This window comes from Pseudomonas flavocrustae, assembly GCF_029872515.1.
GTDB classification, from domain to species: domain Bacteria; phylum Pseudomonadota; class Gammaproteobacteria; order Pseudomonadales; family Pseudomonadaceae; genus Chryseomonas; species Chryseomonas aestiva.
On sequence record NZ_JAPDIQ010000002.1, the window covers coordinates 165,625 to 184,747 of the forward strand.

The window sequence follows — 19,123 nt, forward strand, 5'->3', positions numbered from 1 at the left end:
CTCCTCTAACGCAGCGCGGCCAGCGGCAGGCGGACGTGCTTGATGCGCTGACGAAAGTAGGTGAAAGCCAGGTGGAGATCACCGTCGGGCGCTTGCACCAGGCTCGGATAGGAGTACTCGCGATTGAGCTTCTCGGTGGAGTTGTTGGTCAGGCAGTAGCCATCGCCGGCCTCGACGTCCAGGCGCCGCCAGCTCTGACCCTCGTCCGTGGACACGGCCAGGCTCATGGGGCCGCGCGGCACGCCCCAGACAGCGCTGCGTTCACCGTCCTTCGCCACCGGATCGACGCGGCTGTCGCCATCGTCGATCTCGTCATAGAGCGAGGCGCGGCGCTCGCTGTAGTCGGCGGCGCTGGTGGGGTTGTAGGCCACCACCAGTTCGCCGCTGGTGAGGCGAACGAACTGGATGGATGAGTTGTTGTTGGGCAGGGCCGTCGGGGTAGGTGCGCTCCAGCTGCGACCGCCATCCTGGGAGCGGCTGGCATGGATGAAGTCGGCCCAGCGACTGCGGAACAGCGCCAGCAGGCTGCCGTCACCCAGCAGCTGGATATTCATGTGCACGCAGCCGCTGCTCTCGGGCACCGCATGTTCGGTCCAGCTGCGGCCCTGATCGCCGGAAATCAGCACGGCGCTGGTGTCATGGCTGCCCACCCACTTCTCGCCGGCGCGGGCGATGCAGTGGAAGATCGGCAGCAGCCAGTCGCCATTGGCCAGCACCACCGGCGGCTGGCGAACAAAGGTTCCGGGGGTGTCGATCAGAGTCTCGATCGGGCCCCAGCTGTGGCCGCCATCGGTGGACAGGCGGCGGCGGACGATGGCGGTGTCCTGGTTGCCGGCCAGTTGGGCCGTCCACAGCAGCCACAGCGGACAATTCGGCGCCTGGAACAGGATGGGGTTCTGTTCGGAGCGGGTCGGGTCGTCCGACAGCTGCACGGGCTCGCTCCAGGTCCCGCTCGATGGATCGCGGCGGCTTAGCAGCACCGAGATGTCGGCCTTGCCTTCCTGGGTGCCGGCGAACCAGGTGCACAGCAGGGTGCCGTCGGGCTGAGCCAGCAGGTTGGCGGCGTGGTTCTGCGGATAGGGCGTCGGCAGGAAGCTGTCCTGGCGGCCGGCGATGGCGATTTCAGTGATGGACATGGGGGACCTCGGCAGGGGCGGCTTTGGCGGCGGACTGGGGGAAGAGCCGTTCGATGACCACGACGATGGCGGGCGTCGCCAGGGCAACGTACATGTTGTCGATGCCATAGGGGTTGCCCAGCAGATACCAGACGCTGGTGGTGATGGTCGAGGCCAGCAGGCCCAGGGTCGCGCCGCGATTGGTGGCGAACAGCGGCAGGTAGATGGCGATCATGGCGATCACCGCGATGGACAGGCGCAGCGCCCGGGTAAAGAACGACAGGTTCAGGATCTCGGGCACGAAGAACACGAAGAACAGCGGCACGAAGCCGATGATCAGGGAGATCACCCGGGTGGCCTTGAATTCACGCTCGGGCGTCGGCTTGCGCAGCGGCACGTAGAAGTCGCGGACCACCAGCGAGGCGATGGCCAGGGCCACGGTGCTGACGCTGACGAAGATGGAGGCGACCAGGGAAATGGTCACCACGCCGGCCAGCACCGGGTGCATCGACTGCAGGAAGACCGGCAGGGCGTAGAGGCTGCTCATTTCCGGATGCAGGTACTTGGACGCGACCCCGATGAAGCCTAGCGCCAGGGAGATGGGGATGCACAGCAGCGAGGCATGGAAGGTGGAGCGTTGCGCGGCGCGGGCATCCTTGGTCGAGGAGATCGCCTGGATGATGAACTGGGTGGAGAAGATCGCGCCGACGGTACCGATGATCCAGGCGAAGATCTTGCTGCCGCCGATGGCGCCGTCCCAGGTGAAGTAGTGCTCCGGCATGTTCTGCATGACCGGGGTGAAGCCACCGGTCATGTGCAGGGCCACGCCCGTGACGATGAGCACGCCCACGTACTTGACCGCGGTGTGCAGGATGCTGACGTAGGCCACGCTCTTCAGCCCGCCGAACGCGTAGTACAGGGTACTGACGATGGCGGTGATGAAGGCCGCGGTGGGCAGGTTGATCTTGAGCACCGTGGCGATGGCCGCGGCGCCGCTGACGTAGTTGCCCACGTTCACCAGCAGGAGGGCGTAGATCATGATGATCGACACCATCAGCTTGGTGGACAGGCCGTACTTCTGGGCGATGAAACCGGAGATGGTGAATTCGCCGGAGGCGTAGAGCTTGCGCGCCATCAGCAGGCCGAACAGTGGGAAGCCGATGGCCGCGGCGATCACCGACCAGGAGGCGGCGAAACCACTCTCGAAGGCGGCCTGGGCGGTGCCCACCGTGGACTTGGCGCCGATGAATTCCGACATCATCAGGATGCCCACCACGAAGGCCGGCATGCTGCGCGCGGCCACCATGAATTCGCCGCTGGTGCGGCTGCGCAGGCGGATGCTGAGCCAGGTGGTGAAGAGGATGTAGACCACCACCATCCCGATGATGATGGCGGTGCTTTGCACGTCGAACGTCTGCATGGAAATCGCTCCGTGTTGTTGTTGTACGAGCTTTTTCACAGGGCGCCGACAGGCCGCCGGCGCCCTGAACGAGGAACGTCAGTGGCTGGGTTGGCCGGCGCCCAGCAGGTCCGCCTCCGGGTCGTCGTCGGTGACGATGGGTTCCACCCGGCCGAGCAGGAACAGGTAGTTGAGGATGGCCGCCACGATCAGCGCCGCCGAGAACAGCAGGGCAATGTTGAAGGAGCCGGTGGTGGCGACGATGAAGCCGGTGACGATGGGGCCGACCACGCCGCCCATGTTGGAAACCGAGTTCTGCAGGCCGGCCAGCATCGAAGTCATGCCGCGCGGGGCGATATCCCCGGGCATGGCCCACACCTGGGTGGCGGCCACGGTGGTGCCGGACTTGGCGATGCACAGCAGCACGATGGCGATCCAGGCCGACTCGGCGAAGGCGGCCAGGCCGATGCAGGAGGCCATCAGCAGGCCGACGATCAGGAAGGTCTTGCGGATGGTGGTCAGCGAATAGCGGCCACTGCGGTAGATGCGGTCCGACAGCCAGCCGGCGAAGACTTCCACCACCATGGCGATCAGCAGCGGCAGCGCCGCCATGAAGCCCATGGAGATGAGGTCCATGCCCTTTTCCTTGACCAGGTAGGTGGGCAGCCAGGTGATGAAGAAGTAGGAGTTGTAGTTGATGAAGAAGAAGCCCAGGCACATGGCCCAGACGTTGCGATAGCGCAGCAGCTCGTACCAGCGCATGGCCGGCTTCTCGCCATTGCCTTCGCGGCGCCGCTGGCCTTCGCGGATGTAGCGCAGCTCGGCCTCGTTGATGCGCGGGTGGTCTTCCGGATCGTTGCGGTAGAAGGCGAACCAGGCCAGGGCCCAGAGGATGCCGAGGGCGCCGCTGATGACGAAGGTCAGCTTCCAGCCGAACAGTGCGATCAGGCCGACGATCAGCGGCATGGCCACCGCGCCGCCGAACTTGGAACCGCTGTCGAAGATGCCCGAGACGGTGGCGCGCTCCTTGTCGGGAAACCAGCGCGAGGTGATGCCGGCGTTGCTCGGGTAGGCCGCCGCCTCGCCGATGCCCAGGCCGATGCGCAAGGCGAACAGCGACTTGAAGCCCGTGGCGAGGCCGGTCAGGGCAGTCGCCAGCGACCACCAGAGCACCGCGCCGCCCAGGGTGGCCTTCTGACCGAAGCGGTCGGCCAGCCAGCCGGCGGGCAACTGCAGCAGGGCGTACGACCAGAAGAAGGCCGACATGATCAGCCCCATCTCGGTCGCGTTGAGGGCGAATTCCTTGCTGATGAAGGGCGCGGCGGCGGAGAGCACCACCCGGTCGATATAGTTGATGGCGATCGCTGTCCACATCAGTCCGGCGATGATCCAGCGAATCCTGGTGGCCTTGTTGTTGTTATCCATGATCAGGTTCCGAAAGGGGTAGGGGGGTCAGGGGGCGACGACGACGGACTCCAGGGTGGTGCTGCCGGTAAGGGCGGCGACCACGTTGCGGGCGCAGGTGAGGCTGAGGATGTCCAGCGCGCCCGGGGTGTAGCCGGCGATGTGCGGTGACACCACCACGGTGGGCAGCCCGTACAGCGGGTGCTGGTTGGCCGGCTCGTTCTCGAACACGTCCAGAGCTGCGCCGCCCAGGTGGCCACTGTGCAGTGCCTGGTAGAGCGCCTCTTCATCGACGATGCCGCCGCGGGCGGCGTTGATCAGGTGGGCGCCCGGCTTCATCAGGCCCAGTCGCCGTGCCTCCAGCAGGTGGCGAGTGGCGTCGGACAGGCCGATGTGCAGGGTGACGAAATCGGCTTCGGCGAGGAGCTCGTCGAGGGCGCGAAACTCGATGCGTTCGCGGTCGGCGAAGGCCTGATCGGGATAGGGGTCATGGGCGATGACGCGCATGGCGAAGCCACTGGCGCGCCGCGCGACTTCCTTGCCGATGCTGCCCAGGCCGACGATGCCCAGGGTCTTGCCATGGACATCCGCGCCAAACAGCCGTGGCCACTCGCCGGCGCGGGTTTCGCGGTCGGCGCGGGCCACCTGGCGGGCCGAGGCCAGCAGCAGGGCGAAGGTGTAGTCGGCCACCGCATGGCGGTTGGAGTTGGGCACGTTGCAGACGGTCACGCCATGGGCGCGGGCCGCGTCCAGGTCGATGTTGTCGACCCCGACGCCGTGCTTGCACACCAGGCGCAGCTGCGGCAGGGCCGCGAAGGTGGCGGCGTCGAAGACGTTGAAGGCGGTGATGGCCGCCTGGCAATCGGCGGCCGCGGCGATGAAATCCTCGGCATCGATGTCGGCGGGCAGGGTCACCACGTCGATGCCGTGGCGGGCCAGCAGCTCGAGCGGTTCCCGGGAGTACTTGGCGAAGGACGGCGAGGTGCAGACGACTTTCATGGTCAGGCTCCTCAGGCGGCCTGGCTGGCGCGGTGCCGGCTGGCGAGTTCGGTGGCCTGGCGCAGCGCCTCGATGAGGCTGCGCTCGTCGGCGATGCCCTTACCGGCGATGTCGAAGGCGGTGCCGTGGTCCACCGAGGTGCGGATCACCGGCAGGCCGACGGTGACATTGACGCCCGCTTCCAGGCCCATGACCTTGACCGGGCCGTGGCCCTGGTCGTGATACATGGCCACCACGCAGTCGAAATCGCCGCGACCGGCGCGGAAGAACAGGGTGTCCGCAGGCAGCGGGCCTTCCACGCGCCAGCCACGGGCGCGCAGTTCGTCGATGGCCGGCTGGATCTTGGTTTCTTCTTCGCCGTAGCCGAACAGGCCGTTCTCGCCGGCATGCGGGTTGATGCCGCAGACGGCGATCAGGGGATCCTGGATGCCGGCCCGCTGCAGGGTGGCGTGGGCGCGTTCGATGGTGCGCTTGACCAGGCCCGGCTCGATGCGTGCGATGGCGTCGATGATGCCGATATGGGTGGTGACGTGGATGACCTTGAGGATTGGCGTCATCAGCATCATCGACACCTCCTCGGTGCCGGTGAGGTGCGCCAGCAGCTCGGTATGGCCCGGGAAGATATGGCCGCCCGCGTGCAGGGCTTCCTTGTTCAGCGGGGCGGTGCAGATGGCATCGAGTTCACCGGCGGAGGTGAGCTGCACGGTGCGTTCGATGTAGCGATAGGCGGCGTCGCCGGCCAGGGCGGACAGCTTGCCGTAGGGCAGGTCGGCGGGAATCATCCCGAGGTCGATGCAATCCACCACGCCGGGTTGGAAGCGCGCCTGATCGGGCCGCTCGATGGCGTTGATCTGCAGGCGACCGCCGACGATGCGATTGGCATCCTCCAGGCGACCCGCGTCGCCGATGACCAGCGGCCGGCAACTGTCGTAGACCGAGGCGTGGGCCAGGGACTTCATGATGATTTCGGGACCGACGCCGGTGGCGTCACCCATGGTGATGCCGATGACGGGACGTTCAGACATGGTGGGCTTCCTTCTGCAGGCAGGCCGTGGCGGCCTGTGCGGGTAGGCTGGCGCGCAGGTGGCGCCAGGCGTCGAGGAGGGTGTCGGGTTGGCCAAAGCCGCCGGCCTTGGTCACTACCCGCAGGGCGCGACCGCGCCAGCGGGTGCTGGCCAGGGCCACGCCCGGGGCGAGGGCGCCGTGCAGGTCCAGCGCGGTGATGCCAGCCTGGGCGAGCAGGGCGCGTGCGGTCTCGCCACCGGTGGCCATGAGGGCGGCGGCCTCCTGCAGGGCGGGCTGCAGCAGTTCGGCCAGGGCCTGGCTCAGGGCCACGGCCTGGCGCGGGTCGCGGGCCTGCTGGTCAAGGCTCACCAGGACGTCTTCGCCACGGGCGAGCTGCCGAGCGAGGGCCGTGGCCAGCGCGGTACGCTCGGCGGCGTGCTGCGGCTCCAGCAGCCAGGCAGGGGCCAGCCGCTGCCAGTGTTGGCCGCTCCCCGCCACCAGACGCTCGGCCTGGGCCTGGGAGTGTCGTGACATGCTGCCCACCACCGTAAGGATCGGGCCGTCGCTTGGAGGGCGGAGTGCGGTGTGGCCAGTCAGGCCCAGGGCAGCAGGCAGCGCCTCGGCCAGGCCCGCGGAGCCGACCCAGAACAGCTGCTGCGCCAAGGGCGCGGAGGCCCGGGCCAGCGCCTCAAGGTCCGTTTGGCGCTCGGCGTCGCAGACCAGCGCGGGCAGACCACTGTCCAGCGCGCGGCGCAGGGCGGCGGCCAGGGCCACCGGCTGACGCAGGGTGGCGAGGTCCAGCCGGGCACAGCTGATGCCGTGATCGGTCAGTTGAGCGACCAGATCGGCACTGCCGGTCAGGCCCTCGTTGCGCCAGACATCGGTCTGGTCGACCGGTACGCCGTCCAGATACTGGATGCCACCCTGGGTCGTGCGGCCCAGTGCCGGGTAGGCGGGCGCTACCAGGGCCAGGCCGCGCGGGGCGAGGGCCGCTACCTCGGCGGCGACATTGCCACGCAGGGTGGAGTCGATCTTCTTGTAGAGCGCGGCGCCCGCCAACGCCGGGTGCCCGAGCAGTGCGGCATGGCGCGCGGCGGCCGCACGCGCGTCCAGTCGACGGCTGTCCAGATCCAGTGCCGTCACCGGTGCCTGGGCAACCAGGGCCGCGGCGTCGAGCAGCACCCGGGTCGCCTGGGCCTTAGCAAAGCCCAGGGCGCAGTCGGCGGCGCCGCTGAGGTCGTCGGCCAGGATCAGCAGGCGGGTCATGGCAGCAGCCGCCGATAGAGCGCCTGGATGTCGTCCAGGCTCAGCGGCTTGGGATTGTTGACCATCAGTCGGGTGACCTTGGACGCCGCCACGGCCATCTCTGGCAGGTGTTCCTCGCGGACACCAAAGGCGGCCAGGTCCTGCGGAATCTCCAGGGTGGCGGTCCAGGCGGCGATCTGTTCGATCAACTTGTGTGCGGCGGCTTCGTCGCTGTCTTCCTCGCGGGCCAGGCCGCAGACCAGGGCGGCGCGCTTCAGGCGCGGCGCGCAACTGTCCAGGTTGAAGGCCATGACATGGGGCAGCAGCATGGCATTGGCCACGCCATGGGTGACGTGGAACTTGCCGCCCAGGGGATAGGCCAGGGCATGGACAGCGGCCGTGCCGGCGGCGGTCAGGGCCACGCCGCCATAGGTGGAGCCGAGCAGCATGTCGCTGCGGGCGCGTACCGAATCCGGCTGCTGGTAGGCCTCGACGATGCTACCGGCGATCAGGCGCATGGACTCCAGGGCGAAGGTATCGCTGACCGGGTTGGCCTTGTTGGAGATGAAGGACTCCAGGGAGTGGGTGAAGGCGTCCATCCCGGTAGCCGCGGTGATGGCCTTGGGCAGGCTCAGGGTCAGCAGTGGATCGAGCAGCACCAGGGCGGGCAGCAGGTGGCGGCTGACCACGCCTACTTTCAACTCTTCGTCGGGCAGGGTGACGATGGCATTGGGCGTCACTTCCGAGCCGGTGCCGGCAGTGGTGGGGACCAGCACGGTGGGCAGCCCGGCGCGGGCCACCTGGTCGATGCCGAGCATGGACCTGAGCGACTGCTCGTTGGTGAGCATGACCGCGAACAGCTTGGCGGCGTCCAGCACCGAGCCGCCGCCGATGGCCAGCAGGGCGTCCGGTTGGCGCGGCGCGACCTGCTCGCGAAAGACCTGCTCGATGTTCTCAAGGGTCGGCTCGATCTCGACGTTGTCGATCACCGCCACGTCGATGTCGCGGGCGGCCAGTTGCGCCTTGACGCGCTCGGTCACGCCCAGGCCATGCATGGCGTTCTGGGTGACCAGCACCACGCGGCGCAGCGGGACGTCGAGAAGGGCGAGCTTGTCGCCGAGCTGATCCAGGGCGCCGGCGCCGTGGACCAGGTGTTTGACGGTCTGGAAATGATAGAGGGACATGGGCGCTCCGGGTCAGTCGCGATAGATGGCCAGCAGGCCTTCGAGCTTGTGCACCGTGGCTTCGTCCAGCGGCGCGACCGGAGCGCGGCAGGGGCCGACCGGGACGTTGAGCAGGTCGGCGGCCTTCTTCAGTACCGATGGCATGGTGCCCAGGGCGAAGGCATCGCGCAGCGGCCGCAGCTTTTCCTGGGCGGCGCGGGCTGTGGCGTGATCGCCGGCCTGGAAGGCGTTCCAGATGGTCATGACGACCTGAGGTACTGCGTTGGCCGTGGCGGCCACCGCGCCATCGCCGCCGGCCAGCAGGTTCCAGTAGATGAGGGAGTCGGTACCGGCGAAGACGGCGAAGTCATCGCTGCGGTACTTCATCATCTGCACCAGGGCGTCGAAGTTGCCCGCGCTGTCCTTGATCCCCTTGATCTGCGGATGCTGGCTCAAGGTGGCCACGGCGCCGATGCCGATCGACATGCCGGTCTTGGCCGGAATGTTGTAGAGCATGAGCGGCAGTGGGGAGGCGTCGCCAATGGCTTCGTAATGAGTGATCAGCTCTTTCTGGCTGACAGCATTGAAGTAGGGCGTGATCACCGACAGGGCATCGACGCCGCGATCCGCCATCTTTTTGTTCAGTTCAATCACTTCGTGCGTCGCGAAGGCACCGGTACCGGCTACGACCGGGACCCGGCCGCCCGCGGCGTCCACCGTGAGCTCGGCGATACGCAACTTTTCGGCTTCGGAGAGGGCGAAGAACTCGCCGTTGGTGCCCAGTACGAACAGGCCGTGGACGCCGGCGCCAATCAGGTTTTCGATCAAACCGCGCAAAGCGTTTTCATCGACACGTTGTTGGGCGTCAAAGGGGGTAACGAGGGCGGGAACGATGCCGCGGAATTTCATGGTCATGCCTACCTTGTGATTGTTCTGATCACAATAAAGCATGTTTTGATCTAATCGATCAATAGCGACCCGATGGTTTTGCGTGGTCGATGGGTCTGTGCACCTCTGGAAAGCAACGGCCCTTCGTGAGGCCACTGTCGACTCGGGTCGCTGGCAATAGAGAGGGATCAAGGCAACGGGAGCCTCGGCGCGTTACCCACTCGCCGCGAGGCAGGAATGTTAACGCTGCGGGCGAGGGGTGACGCTGTCGGGCCGGGACAGCTATCTCGCTGATCCTTCTGACAAAATTGTCATTCTGCAGTACCCGTTCCTGACCGAGTGATCAGGATAGTTTGGCGGGGTCATCTCCTGGACCTCGAATCATGTCGCGCTTTCTTCCCTCTCTCACCCTCACGCTGCTGGGCGCTGCCACCCTCGGTCAGGCGCAGGCGGCGCTGCCGCAGCACCCCGATCTCGACCTCGCGGCCGCGCAGCGACTGGCGCAGGCCGCGCCCTGCAGCGCCGCGCTCGCGGTGCTCGACCGCAGCGGTCAACTGATCCTCCTGCAACGCGATACCCGCGTCGGACCGCACAACGCCGAGGCGGCGCGGCGCAAGGCCTTTACCGCCCTGTCCACCCGCACCCCGTCGCAGGCGTTGGCCGAGCGCGCCCGGCAGAACCCGGATGCGGCCAATCTCGTCACCCTGCCCGAGTTGCTGCTGCTCGGTGGTGGCATCCCCCTTTACGAAGGCGACCAGCTGGTCGGCGCCCTGGGCATCGCCGGTGCCGGCGGTGGCGGGGCGGACGAGCGCTGCGCGCTGGCGGCCGCTGAACACCTCAACCTCACCTCTCATCCTTGAAGGAAATCTCCATGAAGACGTTCGTGCTGTTGTGTGGCCTGGCCCTGTCCGGCTTCGCGGTCGCCGCGCCCAATCCCCTGAGTGTCCACGTGCTCAACCTGGAGGACGGCAAGCCGTCGGCGGGGGTGCACGTGACCCTGGAGCGCCAGGTAGGGCAGGGCTGGCAGCCGCTGGCGGAGGAGGTCACCAACGAGCAGGGCCGGGTGCCGGCGCTGTTCCCCAAGGAAAGGACCTTCGAGAAGGGCGAGTACCGGGTGGTCTTCAAGACCGGCGACTACTATCGCCAGCAGGGCCGCAGCGCCTTTTTCCCCGAGATCCCGGTGGTGTTCGACGTCACCCAGCCAGAGCAGCACTACCATATCCCGCTGTTGCTCAGCCCCTACGGCTTCAGCACCTACCGCGGTTCCTAGCGGCAAGGCCTCCCAGGCTGGCCAGAGTATCCAGCCTGGGAGGCGCCAGGGCAGCAGCGGTCACGACTCAACGCCGGACTTTGTAAGGATCCGGATACAAGGTGGCGACGGACTTTTACCTGGGGTAGAAATCCAGCAGCGGCAGGTTCACGCACAATGGGCGACGGGGCCGCAGCGCTGTCCAGTGCTGGGCCCTGTCACGTGGCGCGTTCGCTAGTGGTCGATCGGCGCGCCAGGTCTGGTCATCGTCACTCCGAGGAGTCGTACCTTGTACCTTTCACCCCTCTCGTTCCGCCCGACCGAAGCTGTGAGTTCGAGCGCTGGCGCCTTCGCCGCCTGGCGCAATGCCTACCGCGGCCCCGTGCTGCTGCTGGCCTCGGGGCCGTCGGCGGGCAGGCTCAACCTGCCGGTCTGGCGGGACATTCCGGTCATCACCATGAATGGCGCCATCGCCAAGTTGCTGGGCAGTCCCCTGAGTCCGCTGTTCTACGTCTGCAGCGATCTCAGTTTCGCGCAGCAGCAACCCGAGCTCTATCGACAGGGACTGGAGCGGGCCACCCGGCTGGCACTCTGGCCGAAAGCCATCCAGGCCCTGCCCGCGGAACTGGCCGCCAAGGCGCATCCGCTGCACCGCGCGCCAGCCACACGCCTGGAGCACCACCTGGGCGCCGAACAGGAACAGGCGCAACGGCTGCCTGCCTGGTTCAGTCGTCGCGCCCGGGATATCGGCTTCAGCTGCAACCTGGATTACGGCATCTTCGATGTCCGCACGGTGGCCTTCATCGCCCTGCAACTGGCCTATCACCTGGGATTCACCGAGATCTATCTTGCCGGCGTCGATCTCGACAGCGACCGTCCGCGGTTCTACGAGGATGGCCGCTCGCCGGCGTCGCCCTGCGGCCTCGACGAGCACCTGCACAGTCGCATCCTGCCCGGCCTGCAGGTCATGCAGACCGCGATGCGCGCCGCGGGTCGCCAGGTGTTCAACCTGTCGAACTGCAGTCGTATTCCCGCTGACCTGATTCCGCTTGCCGATCTCGCCGCCGTGGAAACGCGCTGGTTGTGGCGCCGCCGGCGTCAGCTTGGTTAGCGAACGATAGCCAGGCCGACTCAGCGCCAACCCAGGGCAAGACCCCAGACCACGGTGTAGCGCGTGGCCTTGGCCAGGGTCACCACCAGTAGAAAGCGCCACAGCGGTTCGCGCATCACCCCGGCCACCAGGGTCAGGGGATCGCCGATCACGGGCGTCCAGCTGAGCAGCAGCGACCACCAGCCCCAGCGCTGATAGGCCGCTTGGATACGCGCAAGGCGCTCCGCCGACACTGGAAACCAGCGGCGTTGGCGAAAGCGTTCGAGATGGGTACCCAGCCACCAGTTCAGCGTCGAGCCGGCGACATTGCCCAGCGTCGCGGCCAGCAGCAGGAGCGCCGTGGCATAGCGCCCGGTGAGCAGCAGCCCGGCCAGGGCCGCTTCCGATTGCAGGGGCAACAGGGTGGCCGCGCCGAAGGCGAGGGCGGCCAGGCCCAGGTAGACGCTCAGGGCTTCCAGGATGAGGCTCCAGCGGGAAGGGCCATCTAGGGGCTGTCTCGGGTCGGGAGGAAGCCGCCGAGCATAGCGCGAGTGGCCGGGCTATGCCGCCTCTCGACCCTGAGCCCTGGGGCTCAACCCACCCGAGCGAGCCAGTCCGCGACCGAGTCCCCGCTGCTGATGTCGGGTTGTACCAGACCATCGATCATGAAGGTCGGCGAGACATGGATACCGTTCTGCCGGGCGTACTTGCAGTGCCACTTGATGGCGTGCTGCAGGTCCGGATTGGCGAAGGCGTCGGCCAGGGCCAGGCCGCTGTAGCCTTCCAGGCGCGCGATGATGTCGTTGGGCGTGGCGTCGCGGTTGGGTCCGGTGGCGTGATCCTTGAACTCGAATTCCTCGCGATGGGCCGCCACCGCGGCCAGCACCGCCTTGGCGCTCTCCCTGCCGCCGTCGAGGGTGGCGGCGGCCAGCACGCAGCGCACCACCACCCCGGAGAACAGGTGCCAGGGTTGGGATTGCAGGCGGATCTTCAGGGTGATCCGCTCGGGGCTGGCCTGGGTCAGCAGGTCGTCGAGCTTGTTGAAGGCCTTGACCGAAAAGGGGCAGGTGGGCTCGAGAAAGACTTCGAAGGTGCGGGGGCCATGGCCCCAGGTGAGGGTGTCGGCGTACAAGGTAGAACTCCAATGGCGAGACGTTGGGGTTGAGACCGCATGTCGTCCCGGGCGTTTTGCCTCTATCGGGACGGCGCGGGATGCCTCAGGGAATCAGTCGCCGCCGACGCATGTCCTCCAGGTGCGCGAGCAGGACCTCGTCCGATCTCAGGACCATCTGCCCGAAGCCGGCCTGCCGCGCCTTGGTCACATCGAAGATGGCGTCCTTCTCGACATGGAAGATGAAGTCGCCGAAGGCCCCGGGCGCAATCCGCTCGGGATCGGCCTCGGCCAGTCCTTCCCCTTGCGCCAGCGCCTGCCAGAGCGGCTTCAGCGCGGTCAGGCGCTGGGCCAGGGAGATGGGTTGCGGCTCGCCCACGTCCAGCCCGAACCAGTCGGCCAGCTGTGGCCAGACGTGACTCCAGCGAAAGACATCGCCGTTGGTGAGGTTGAAGGCGCCATCGTGCTGCTCTTCGGCGGCCCAGACCGCGGCTTCGCCCAGCAGCGGCGCGGCCGTGACGTTGACCAGGGCGCCGCGATAGGCCTGCTCGGTTCCGGGGAATTGCATGGCGGTGCCGGTCGCCTTGCACAGGGCGCCGTAGAGACCGATCAGGTTGCCCAGGTTCATGGCCGAGCCCAGTGAGTGACCGATGACGATGTCGGGGCGCAGGGCGGTCCAGCGGATGCCGTCGGCCTCCAGGCTGCGCACGAAGTCTTCATGGCGGAAATAGAGGTTGGGCGGGAAGTGGCGGCTGTCATCCTCGCGGGCTGGGGTCTTGTACACCCCCAGGTGGGCGCCGTAGATCTTGCCGCCCTGGACGAAGGTGATGCGGGCCAGGGGGGCGCCGGCATCCCGTACCGCGGCGACCAGGTTCTCCAGCATGGCGGCGTTTTCGTCCGCCTCGACGCCTGGGTCGGGGTTGGGCTTGAGGGCGCTGTAGAAGAGATGGGTCACGCCGGCGAGATCGGCCTTGGCCGCGGCCAGGCTGGCCGGGTCCAGCAGGTCGGCGGTCAGATGAGGAAAGCGACTGGGTGCCTGTCGCGAGCGGCCGACGGTGGTGATGGACCAGCCGGCCTTGGCGAAGGCGTCCAGCACGGCCTGGCCGATGATGCCGCTGGCGCCGGCGATGAGGAGTTGTCGTGCGGTCATGGGGTCTCCCGATAGCGTGGGTGGGCTGATGAAGGGGAGACCCAGGCAGAGGGCGATTTGTCCCCGTGTCGGGCTGGACGGTAGACGGACGAACGCCGGTGTCCTGCTCGCGCAGGCAGGGCTACTGTGAGAGCACTGCCTGCTGCCGCGGAGGACCTTGCCTTGACCCACCCGTCCCGTACGCCTGCCGTCTTTCAATCCCTGCTCGACGAACTCGTCACCGCCCTGGATCTGTCTGCCGCCCAGGCGGCAAATCTGCAGGTCCGGGGCAACGATAGCCTGGCCTCCTGCTTTCCGGTCAGCGACCTCGCCACGGCGGCGATCGGGGTCGCCGGCCTGGCCGCCGCCGATCTGCTGGCCGAAGGGGCACCCGGATTGCCGGTGCAGGTGGACCGGCACCTGGCCGCGGCCTGGTTCAAGACCTCCCTGCGTTCCCTGGGCTGGGAATTGCCCGCCGTCTGGGATGCGATCACCGGCGACTACCGTACCCGCGACGGCTGGCTACGGTTGCACGCCAATGCGCCTCATCACCGGGAGCGTGCCCTGGCCGTGCTGGGCTGCGCCAATAGCCATGACGCCGTGGCGCGGGCCATGGCGGGCGGGTCGGGCGAAGACCTGGAGACGGCCATCGTCGCGGCGGGCGGCTGCGCGGCCAGGCTACGTACCCAGGCGGATTGGCAGGCGCATCCTCAGGGCCAGGCCGTTCGCGCCGAACCCCTGATCGCCCAGGAATGGACAGCCATTGCCACCGCGCGCGACTGGCGCCCCGATCCACAACGCCCCTTGCAGGACATTCGCATCCTCGACCTGACCCGCATCCTCGCCGGACCCATCGCCACCCGCCTGCTGGCCGGGCTGGGCGCCGAGGTGCTGCGGATCGATCCCCCCGACTGGGACGAACCGGCCCAGGCACCCGAGGTGACGCTGGGCAAGCGCTGCGCGCGATTGGACCTGCGCCGGCCGGCCGACCGTTGGGTGTTCGAAGCCTTGCTGGAAGAGGCGGATGTCCTGGTGCACGGCTATCGCGCCGACGCTCTAGAGCGGCTCGGCTATGGTGCCGCCCAGCGCCGGGCATTGCAGCCGGCGCTGATCGACGTGTCCCTGTGCGCCTACGGCTGGAGCGGGCCCTGGGCCCTGCGACGTGGCTACGACAGCCTGGTGCAGCTGTCCTGCGGCATCGCGGCGGCCGGGCGCGACTGGCAGCAGCGCGAGCAGCCGGTGCCCCTGCCGGTCCAGGCCCTCGACCACGCCACCGGCTACCTGATGGCGGCGGCGGTCATCCGCGGCCTCACCGGTCGCCTGCGCGAGGGCCGTGTGCTGAGCGCGCGCCTGTCGCTGGCGCGTACCGCCTGCCTGCTGACCGAGCATCCCGCCGTGGCCTACGCGCCCCTTTATACCAGCGTGCAGGACGCCGACTACGATGCCACCCCCGAGCCCACCGCCTGGGGGCCGGCGCTGCGGTTGCGCCCGCCGCTGCAGATCGGCGACCTGCGCCTGCACTGGCCGCGGCCGGCTACGCGGCTGGGATCGGCGAGTGCGGCCTGGTCGAGCGCAGGCTGAGCGGGTCAAGTCTCCAGGCAATAGCCCACGCCATAGATGGAGCGGATCAGCTCGCAGTCCGGGTCGAGGCGGTGCAGCTTGCGGCGGACGTTGCGCACGTGGCTGTCGACGGTGCGGTCGGTGAGGATGCGGTAGTCGGTGTGCAGGTGGTTGAGCAACTGGTCGCGCGAAAGCACCTTGCCGGGGTGCTGGGCCAGGGTCGCCAGCAGGCGGAATTCCACCGGGGTCAGCTCCAGCGGCCGCCCGTTGAAGCTGGCCTGGTAGGTCTCGGTGTCCAGCTGCAGGCCGCTGGGCGCGGGCCGGCCGTCCGGCACGCTGCTGCGGCGCAGCACGGCCTTGACCCGGGCCACCACCTCGCGCGGGCTGAAGGGTTTGCAGATGTAGTCGTCGGCGCCCAGTTCCAGGCCGAGCAGGCGGTCGATCTCGTCGACCCGGGCGGTGACCATGATGATCGGCAGGGCGCTGAAGGTGCGTACCGCGCGGCAGATCTCCAGGCCGTCGAGGCCGGGCAGCATCAGGTCGAGCAGCAGCAGGTCGGGTGGTGTGGCGCGGAGGGCGGCCAGGGCCTGTTCGCCGTCGGCGTACCAGTCGCAGGTGAAGCCGGCGGCCTTGAGGTAGTCACCCAGCAGGGCGGCGAGCTTGGGTTCGTCTTCCACCAGCAGGATGGTCTGGCTCATGCCGGGCTCCGGTCAGCGAGGGCGGGCAACCGCAGTTCGAGCCAGAGGCCGCCAAGCGGTGATTCCTTGGCCTGCAGCTGACCGCCATGCACCTCGGCGATGCCGCGACAGATGGCCAGGCCCAGGCCGGCGCCGCCGCTGCGGCGGCTGCGCGAGCCTTCGACGCGGTAGAACCGCTCGAACAGCCGTTCGCGGTCGGCCGCGGGAACGCCGGGCGCGGAGTCCTGCAGATCGACCTGCAGCCAGTTGCCGAGCTGGCGCGCGGAAAGGTGCACCTGACCAGGGGCTTCGGTGTACCTCAGGCTGTTCTCCAGCAGGTTGTAGAACAGCTGGCCCAGGCGCGCCTCATCGCCGCGGATCAGCAGCGGGGCGTCCGGCAGCTCCAGCCGCAGTTCCAGGCCGGCCTGGCGATAGCGCGGGCGCCAGGCATCGGCGGTCAGCGCCAGCAGGGTCGCCAGGTCCAGCGCTTCGTGGCGGTAGGTGGGGCCGCCGACTTCGGCCAGCGACAATTCGAAGAGATCGTCCACCAGCTTGTTCAGCGAGCCGACCTCGGTCTGCAGCGACTTCAGCCCGCTCACGTCCAGCGGGCGGATTCCGTCCTCCATGGCTTCCAGTTCACCCCTGAGCACCGCCAGGGGCGTCCGCAACTCGTGGGAGATGTCGGCCATGAAGGCGCGGCGCTGCAGCTCGTTGCTGGCCAGGACGCGGGCCAGGCGGTTGAAGTCCTGGGCCAGCTGGCCGGCCTCGTCGGCGGAGCGGATGGGCAGCTGGATGCCGTAGTCGCCGGCCGCCAGGCGATGGGTGGCGCCGGCCACGGTGCGGATCGGGCGCAGCAGGGTGCGGGCGATCCACCAGGCCAGGGCGGCGGCCAGCAGCAGACAGACGAAGGCGATCACCAGGCTGGAACGGATCTGGCTCTGCTGAAAGCGGCGGTCGCCGTCGCTGATGACCGCCTCGAAGGGCGTCAGCGCCAGCCAGCCGACCACCCGGCCCTGCCAGTGGATGGCCCGCAACAGCGGGACGGGCGGCAGGTCGCGAAAGCCGATCAGGTAGCGATGCTCGGCATCCAGCAGCGAGAAGCGCAGAAAGGCGCCGGTGAGATCCGACACCGGCGGGGAGGGGCGGACGCTGGTATTGGCGGGCAATTCCGGGCGCAGCAGCTGGATCCAGGCCTCGGGCGGGTGCTGGTTGAGCAGGAAATTCCAGTCGCCATGCTCGGCGTAGGCGTGCTCGAAGCGCGGTACCAGGGCATCCAGCCGCTGTTCGGCCTGGCCGTTGAGATAGCCGAGGAAATCCCGCGAGAAACTCAGGTAGGAGGCCCAGGCCATGCCCAGCACGGCGAAGGCGCAGAGCGCCAGGGCGGCGAGAAAGACCTTGGCGGAAAGGGACAGACGCAGCAGGCCCATGCGGATCTCGACAGCGGAAGGTAGGGGCACGCTAGCAGCTCCACGGGTGGCTGTCAGAACCTATTCTTGATCTGCTGCGCGTCGGCCAAACGGCGTTGAAAATGGTCTGGAAGGCCAGCTCCGTCGGAATGCTCATTCACTATTTGTAACTCCGCTTCCTCAGCTATTTTCGTGGGGCCGCCTAGGCCTTGTTTGTCTCTAGCTCGCGAGATCGAGAACAGGTTATCAGGGGGCGTCGGCCAGGCGCGCGGCCTGCCAGTCGCCACCCAGCGCCATCTGCAGCTGCACGCTGGTTACCAGCTGGCTGGATTCCAGTTGCAGCAGGCTTTGCTCCTGGCTCAGCTGGGTCGCCTGGGTGGTGGCCACGTCCAGGTAGTCGATGATGCCGGCCTCGTACTGGTCGCGGGTCACGCTGGCCGAGTCACGCGCGGCGGCCACGGCGCGGCGCTGGGCGGCGAGTTCGGGACCGAGCACGCGCAGCGCCACCAGGTCGTCTTCCACCTCGCCCAGGGCGGTGAGCACCGTCTGCCGGTAGCTGGCCACCTTGGCGTCGTAGGCCGCGCGCGCCTGGCCGACGCTCGCGCGGGTGGCACCGAAATCGAACAGGGTACCGGAGAGGGTCGGTCCCAGTGACCAGAAGCGGCTCGGCGTCTTGAGCAGCTCGCCGAGCAGGCTGCTCTGGTAGCCGCCGCTGGCGCTCAGGGTCAGGTCGGGGTAGTAGGCGGCGGTGGCCACGCCGATGGCGGCATTGGCGGCGGCCACCTGGCGCTCGGCCTGGGCGATGTCCGGGCGGCGCTCCAGCAGGGCGGTGGGCAGGCCAGCGGGAATGTCCGGCAGCCGGGCCTGCCACCGGGGATCGGCGGCCAGGGCGAAGTCCGCGGGCGGCTTGCCCAGCAGCAGGGCGATGGCGTGTTCCAGCTGGGCGCGCTGGGTGGTCAGGGCCAGCCGATTGGCGTCGGCGCTCTCCAGCTGGGTCCGTGCCTGGGCGAGATCGGCACGGGAGGCGAGCTGTTCGTCGTACTTGTTCTGGATCACCGCGAGATAGCGGCGGTAATCGGCCAGGGTCTGCTCATAGAGCGTCAGGCGCCGATCCAGCACGCGCAGCTGGAAGTAGTCCTGGGCCAGTTCCGCCTGGGCGCTGAGGGTGGCGTTGGCCAGCTCGGCGGCACTGGCCTGGGCACTGGCACGGTCTTCTTCCAGGGTGCGGCGCAGCCGGCCCCAGAGGTCCAGGTCCCAGCTCAGGCCGAGACTCAGGCTGTCGGCGTTCCTGACCGTGGCGCCGCCGGCACTGGTACTGCCGCTGTCGCTGCTGCTGGCGTTTTCGCTGCGGGTGGTCTTGGCGTCCAGGGTGGCGCTGGGCAGGGTCTCGGCGCGGCTTTCGCGGACCAGGGCGCGTGCCTGGCGATAGAGCGCCTGGTACTGGGCGACGTTCTGGTTGGAGACCGCCACCTGGGTCAGCAGGGCGCTGAGCTGGGGATCGTCGTAGCGTTGCCACCAGGCGCCCTTGGCCTGATCGTCACGCGGGCGGGCGGCCTTCCAGCCAGCTGCCTCCTTGAATTGCGTCGACAGCGGGGCGCTGGGCCTTTGGTAGTCGGGCCCGACGGTGCAGCCGGCAAGCAGGGTCAGCAGGAGCAGCGGGGGCAGGAGGCGCGGGAGCGGCAT

At 68.1% G+C, this 19,123-nt stretch carries 18 protein-coding genes; 4 read left to right on the forward strand and 14 right to left on the reverse strand.

What is annotated here, in order from left to right; genetic code table 11:
• Nucleotides 1–5: 5 nt before the first annotated feature.
• The 8 genes from OMP44_RS05450 to dapA all read right to left on the reverse strand — a co-directional run bounded on the left by OMP44_RS05450 (nt 6) and on the right by dapA (nt 9,239).
• A complete protein-coding gene (locus tag OMP44_RS05450; protein WP_208694627.1) occupies nt 6–1,136 on the reverse strand; it encodes a sialidase family protein in 1,131 nt (376 codons plus the stop codon).
• Complete coding sequence (locus OMP44_RS05455; RefSeq protein ID WP_280306899.1) at nt 1,123–2,535, reverse strand: sodium:solute symporter family protein; 1,413 nt, start codon at nt 2,533–2,535, stop codon at nt 1,123–1,125. Before OMP44_RS05455 ends, OMP44_RS05450 begins: the two co-directional genes overlap by 14 nt.
• 78 nt (nt 2,536–2,613) lie before the next feature.
• The gene (locus OMP44_RS05460) at nt 2,614–3,939 is read right to left on the reverse strand and encodes an MFS transporter (RefSeq protein ID WP_187978850.1); all 1,326 of its coding nucleotides are present in this window, start codon (nt 3,937–3,939) and stop codon (nt 2,614–2,616) included.
• A gap of 27 nt (nt 3,940–3,966) precedes the next feature.
• Nucleotides 3,967–4,917, reverse strand: coding sequence for a phosphoglycerate dehydrogenase (locus OMP44_RS05465; RefSeq protein ID WP_280306901.1), 951 nt, complete (start codon nt 4,915–4,917; stop codon nt 3,967–3,969).
• Between the two features lie 11 nt (nt 4,918–4,928).
• Nucleotides 4,929–5,942, reverse strand: a complete 1,014-nt coding sequence (gene pdxA, locus OMP44_RS05470) for a 4-hydroxythreonine-4-phosphate dehydrogenase PdxA (RefSeq protein ID WP_273861182.1) — start codon at nt 5,940–5,942, stop codon at nt 4,929–4,931.
• Nucleotides 5,935–7,188 carry a four-carbon acid sugar kinase family protein gene (locus OMP44_RS05475; protein WP_280306902.1) on the reverse strand — a complete coding sequence of 418 codons (1,254 nt, stop codon included), beginning with the start codon at nt 7,186–7,188 and terminating at the stop codon, nt 5,935–5,937. Before OMP44_RS05475 ends, pdxA begins: the two co-directional genes overlap by 8 nt.
• Entirely contained in the window at nt 7,185–8,351 is a 1,167-nt protein-coding gene (locus OMP44_RS05480) for an iron-containing alcohol dehydrogenase (RefSeq protein WP_183630685.1), read from the reverse strand. The genes OMP44_RS05475 and OMP44_RS05480 overlap by 4 nt, the downstream gene beginning before the upstream one ends.
• A 12-nt stretch (nt 8,352–8,363) precedes the next feature.
• Complete coding sequence (dapA, locus tag OMP44_RS05485; RefSeq protein WP_150340685.1) at nt 8,364–9,239, reverse strand: 4-hydroxy-tetrahydrodipicolinate synthase; 876 nt, start codon at nt 9,237–9,239, stop codon at nt 8,364–8,366.
• Between the two features lie 362 nt (nt 9,240–9,601).
• Between dapA and OMP44_RS05490 the strand changes: the two genes are divergently transcribed.
• The 3 genes from OMP44_RS05490 to OMP44_RS05500 all read left to right on the forward strand — a co-directional run bounded on the left by OMP44_RS05490 (nt 9,602) and on the right by OMP44_RS05500 (nt 11,578).
• The gene (locus OMP44_RS05490; protein WP_280306904.1) at nt 9,602–10,078 is read left to right on the forward strand and encodes a GlcG/HbpS family heme-binding protein; all 477 of its coding nucleotides are present in this window, start codon (nt 9,602–9,604) and stop codon (nt 10,076–10,078) included.
• Between the two features lie 11 nt (nt 10,079–10,089).
• The gene (gene uraH / locus OMP44_RS05495) at nt 10,090–10,488 is read left to right on the forward strand and encodes a hydroxyisourate hydrolase (RefSeq protein ID WP_273861178.1); all 399 of its coding nucleotides are present in this window, start codon (nt 10,090–10,092) and stop codon (nt 10,486–10,488) included.
• Nucleotides 10,489–10,795: 307 nt separating this feature from the next.
• A complete protein-coding gene (locus tag OMP44_RS05500) occupies nt 10,796–11,578 on the forward strand; it encodes a lipopolysaccharide biosynthesis protein (RefSeq protein ID WP_263259050.1) in 783 nt (260 codons plus the stop codon).
• Between the two features lie 20 nt (nt 11,579–11,598).
• Here the strand turns inward: OMP44_RS05500 and OMP44_RS05505 are convergent, their stop codons facing one another.
• From OMP44_RS05505 to OMP44_RS05515, 3 genes are all read right to left on the reverse strand, one after another.
• A complete protein-coding gene (locus OMP44_RS05505; RefSeq protein ID WP_280307261.1) occupies nt 11,599–12,036 on the reverse strand; it encodes a YqaA family protein in 438 nt (145 codons plus the stop codon).
• A 113-nt stretch (nt 12,037–12,149) separates the two neighbouring features.
• On the reverse strand, nt 12,150–12,689 hold the full coding sequence (locus OMP44_RS05510) for a DsbA family protein (RefSeq protein ID WP_280306906.1): 540 nt from the start codon (nt 12,687–12,689) through the stop codon (nt 12,150–12,152).
• Nucleotides 12,690–12,774: 85 nt separating this feature from the next.
• Nucleotides 12,775–13,818, reverse strand: a complete 1,044-nt coding sequence (locus OMP44_RS05515) for an SDR family oxidoreductase (RefSeq protein ID WP_280306908.1) — start codon at nt 13,816–13,818, stop codon at nt 12,775–12,777.
• Between the two features lie 162 nt (nt 13,819–13,980).
• Here OMP44_RS05515 and OMP44_RS05520 point away from each other — a divergent pair, with 162 nt between their 5' ends.
• On the forward strand, nt 13,981–15,378 hold the full coding sequence (locus OMP44_RS05520) for a CoA transferase (protein WP_280306909.1): 1,398 nt from the start codon (nt 13,981–13,983) through the stop codon (nt 15,376–15,378).
• Between the two features lie 5 nt (nt 15,379–15,383).
• Here the strand turns inward: OMP44_RS05520 and OMP44_RS05525 are convergent, their stop codons facing one another.
• The 3 genes from OMP44_RS05525 to OMP44_RS05535 all read right to left on the reverse strand — a co-directional run bounded on the left by OMP44_RS05525 (nt 15,384) and on the right by OMP44_RS05535 (nt 19,123).
• The gene (locus OMP44_RS05525) at nt 15,384–16,055 is read right to left on the reverse strand and encodes a response regulator (protein WP_280306911.1); all 672 of its coding nucleotides are present in this window, start codon (nt 16,053–16,055) and stop codon (nt 15,384–15,386) included.
• Nucleotides 16,052–17,452, reverse strand: coding sequence for an ATP-binding protein (locus tag OMP44_RS05530; protein ID WP_280307262.1), 1,401 nt, complete (start codon nt 17,450–17,452; stop codon nt 16,052–16,054). Before OMP44_RS05530 ends, OMP44_RS05525 begins: the two co-directional genes overlap by 4 nt.
• Nucleotides 17,453–17,686: 234 nt before the next feature.
• The gene (locus OMP44_RS05535) at nt 17,687–19,123 is read right to left on the reverse strand and encodes an efflux transporter outer membrane subunit (protein ID WP_280306913.1); all 1,437 of its coding nucleotides are present in this window, start codon (nt 19,121–19,123) and stop codon (nt 17,687–17,689) included.

Coding starts and splice junctions, on each gene's coding strand:
- OMP44_RS05535 (WP_280306913.1), bottom strand. CDS start 19,123: ATGCCGCTCCCGCGCCTCCTGCCCCCGCTGCTCCTGCTGACCCTGCTT.
- pdxA (WP_273861182.1), bottom strand. CDS start 5,942: ATGTCTGAACGTCCCGTCATCGGCATCACCATGGGTGACGCCACCGGC.
- OMP44_RS05490 (WP_280306904.1), top strand. CDS start 9,602: ATGTCGCGCTTTCTTCCCTCTCTCACCCTCACGCTGCTGGGCGCTGCC.
- OMP44_RS05525 (WP_280306911.1), bottom strand. CDS start 16,055: ATGAGCCAGACCATCCTGCTGGTGGAAGACGAACCCAAGCTCGCCGCC.
- OMP44_RS05465 (WP_280306901.1), bottom strand. CDS start 4,917: ATGAAAGTCGTCTGCACCTCGCCGTCCTTCGCCAAGTACTCCCGGGAA.
- OMP44_RS05455 (WP_280306899.1), bottom strand. CDS start 2,535: ATGCAGACGTTCGACGTGCAAAGCACCGCCATCATCATCGGGATGGTG.
- OMP44_RS05480 (WP_183630685.1), bottom strand. CDS start 8,351: ATGTCCCTCTATCATTTCCAGACCGTCAAACACCTGGTCCACGGCGCC.
- dapA (WP_150340685.1), bottom strand. CDS start 9,239: ATGAAATTCCGCGGCATCGTTCCCGCCCTCGTTACCCCCTTTGACGCC.
- OMP44_RS05515 (WP_280306908.1), bottom strand. CDS start 13,818: ATGACCGCACGACAACTCCTCATCGCCGGCGCCAGCGGCATCATCGGC.
- OMP44_RS05460 (WP_187978850.1), bottom strand. CDS start 3,939: ATGGATAACAACAACAAGGCCACCAGGATTCGCTGGATCATCGCCGGA.
- uraH (WP_273861178.1), top strand. CDS start 10,090: ATGAAGACGTTCGTGCTGTTGTGTGGCCTGGCCCTGTCCGGCTTCGCG.
- OMP44_RS05475 (WP_280306902.1), bottom strand. CDS start 7,188: ATGACCCGCCTGCTGATCCTGGCCGACGACCTCAGCGGCGCCGCCGAC.
- OMP44_RS05450 (WP_208694627.1), bottom strand. CDS start 1,136: ATGTCCATCACTGAAATCGCCATCGCCGGCCGCCAGGACAGCTTCCTG.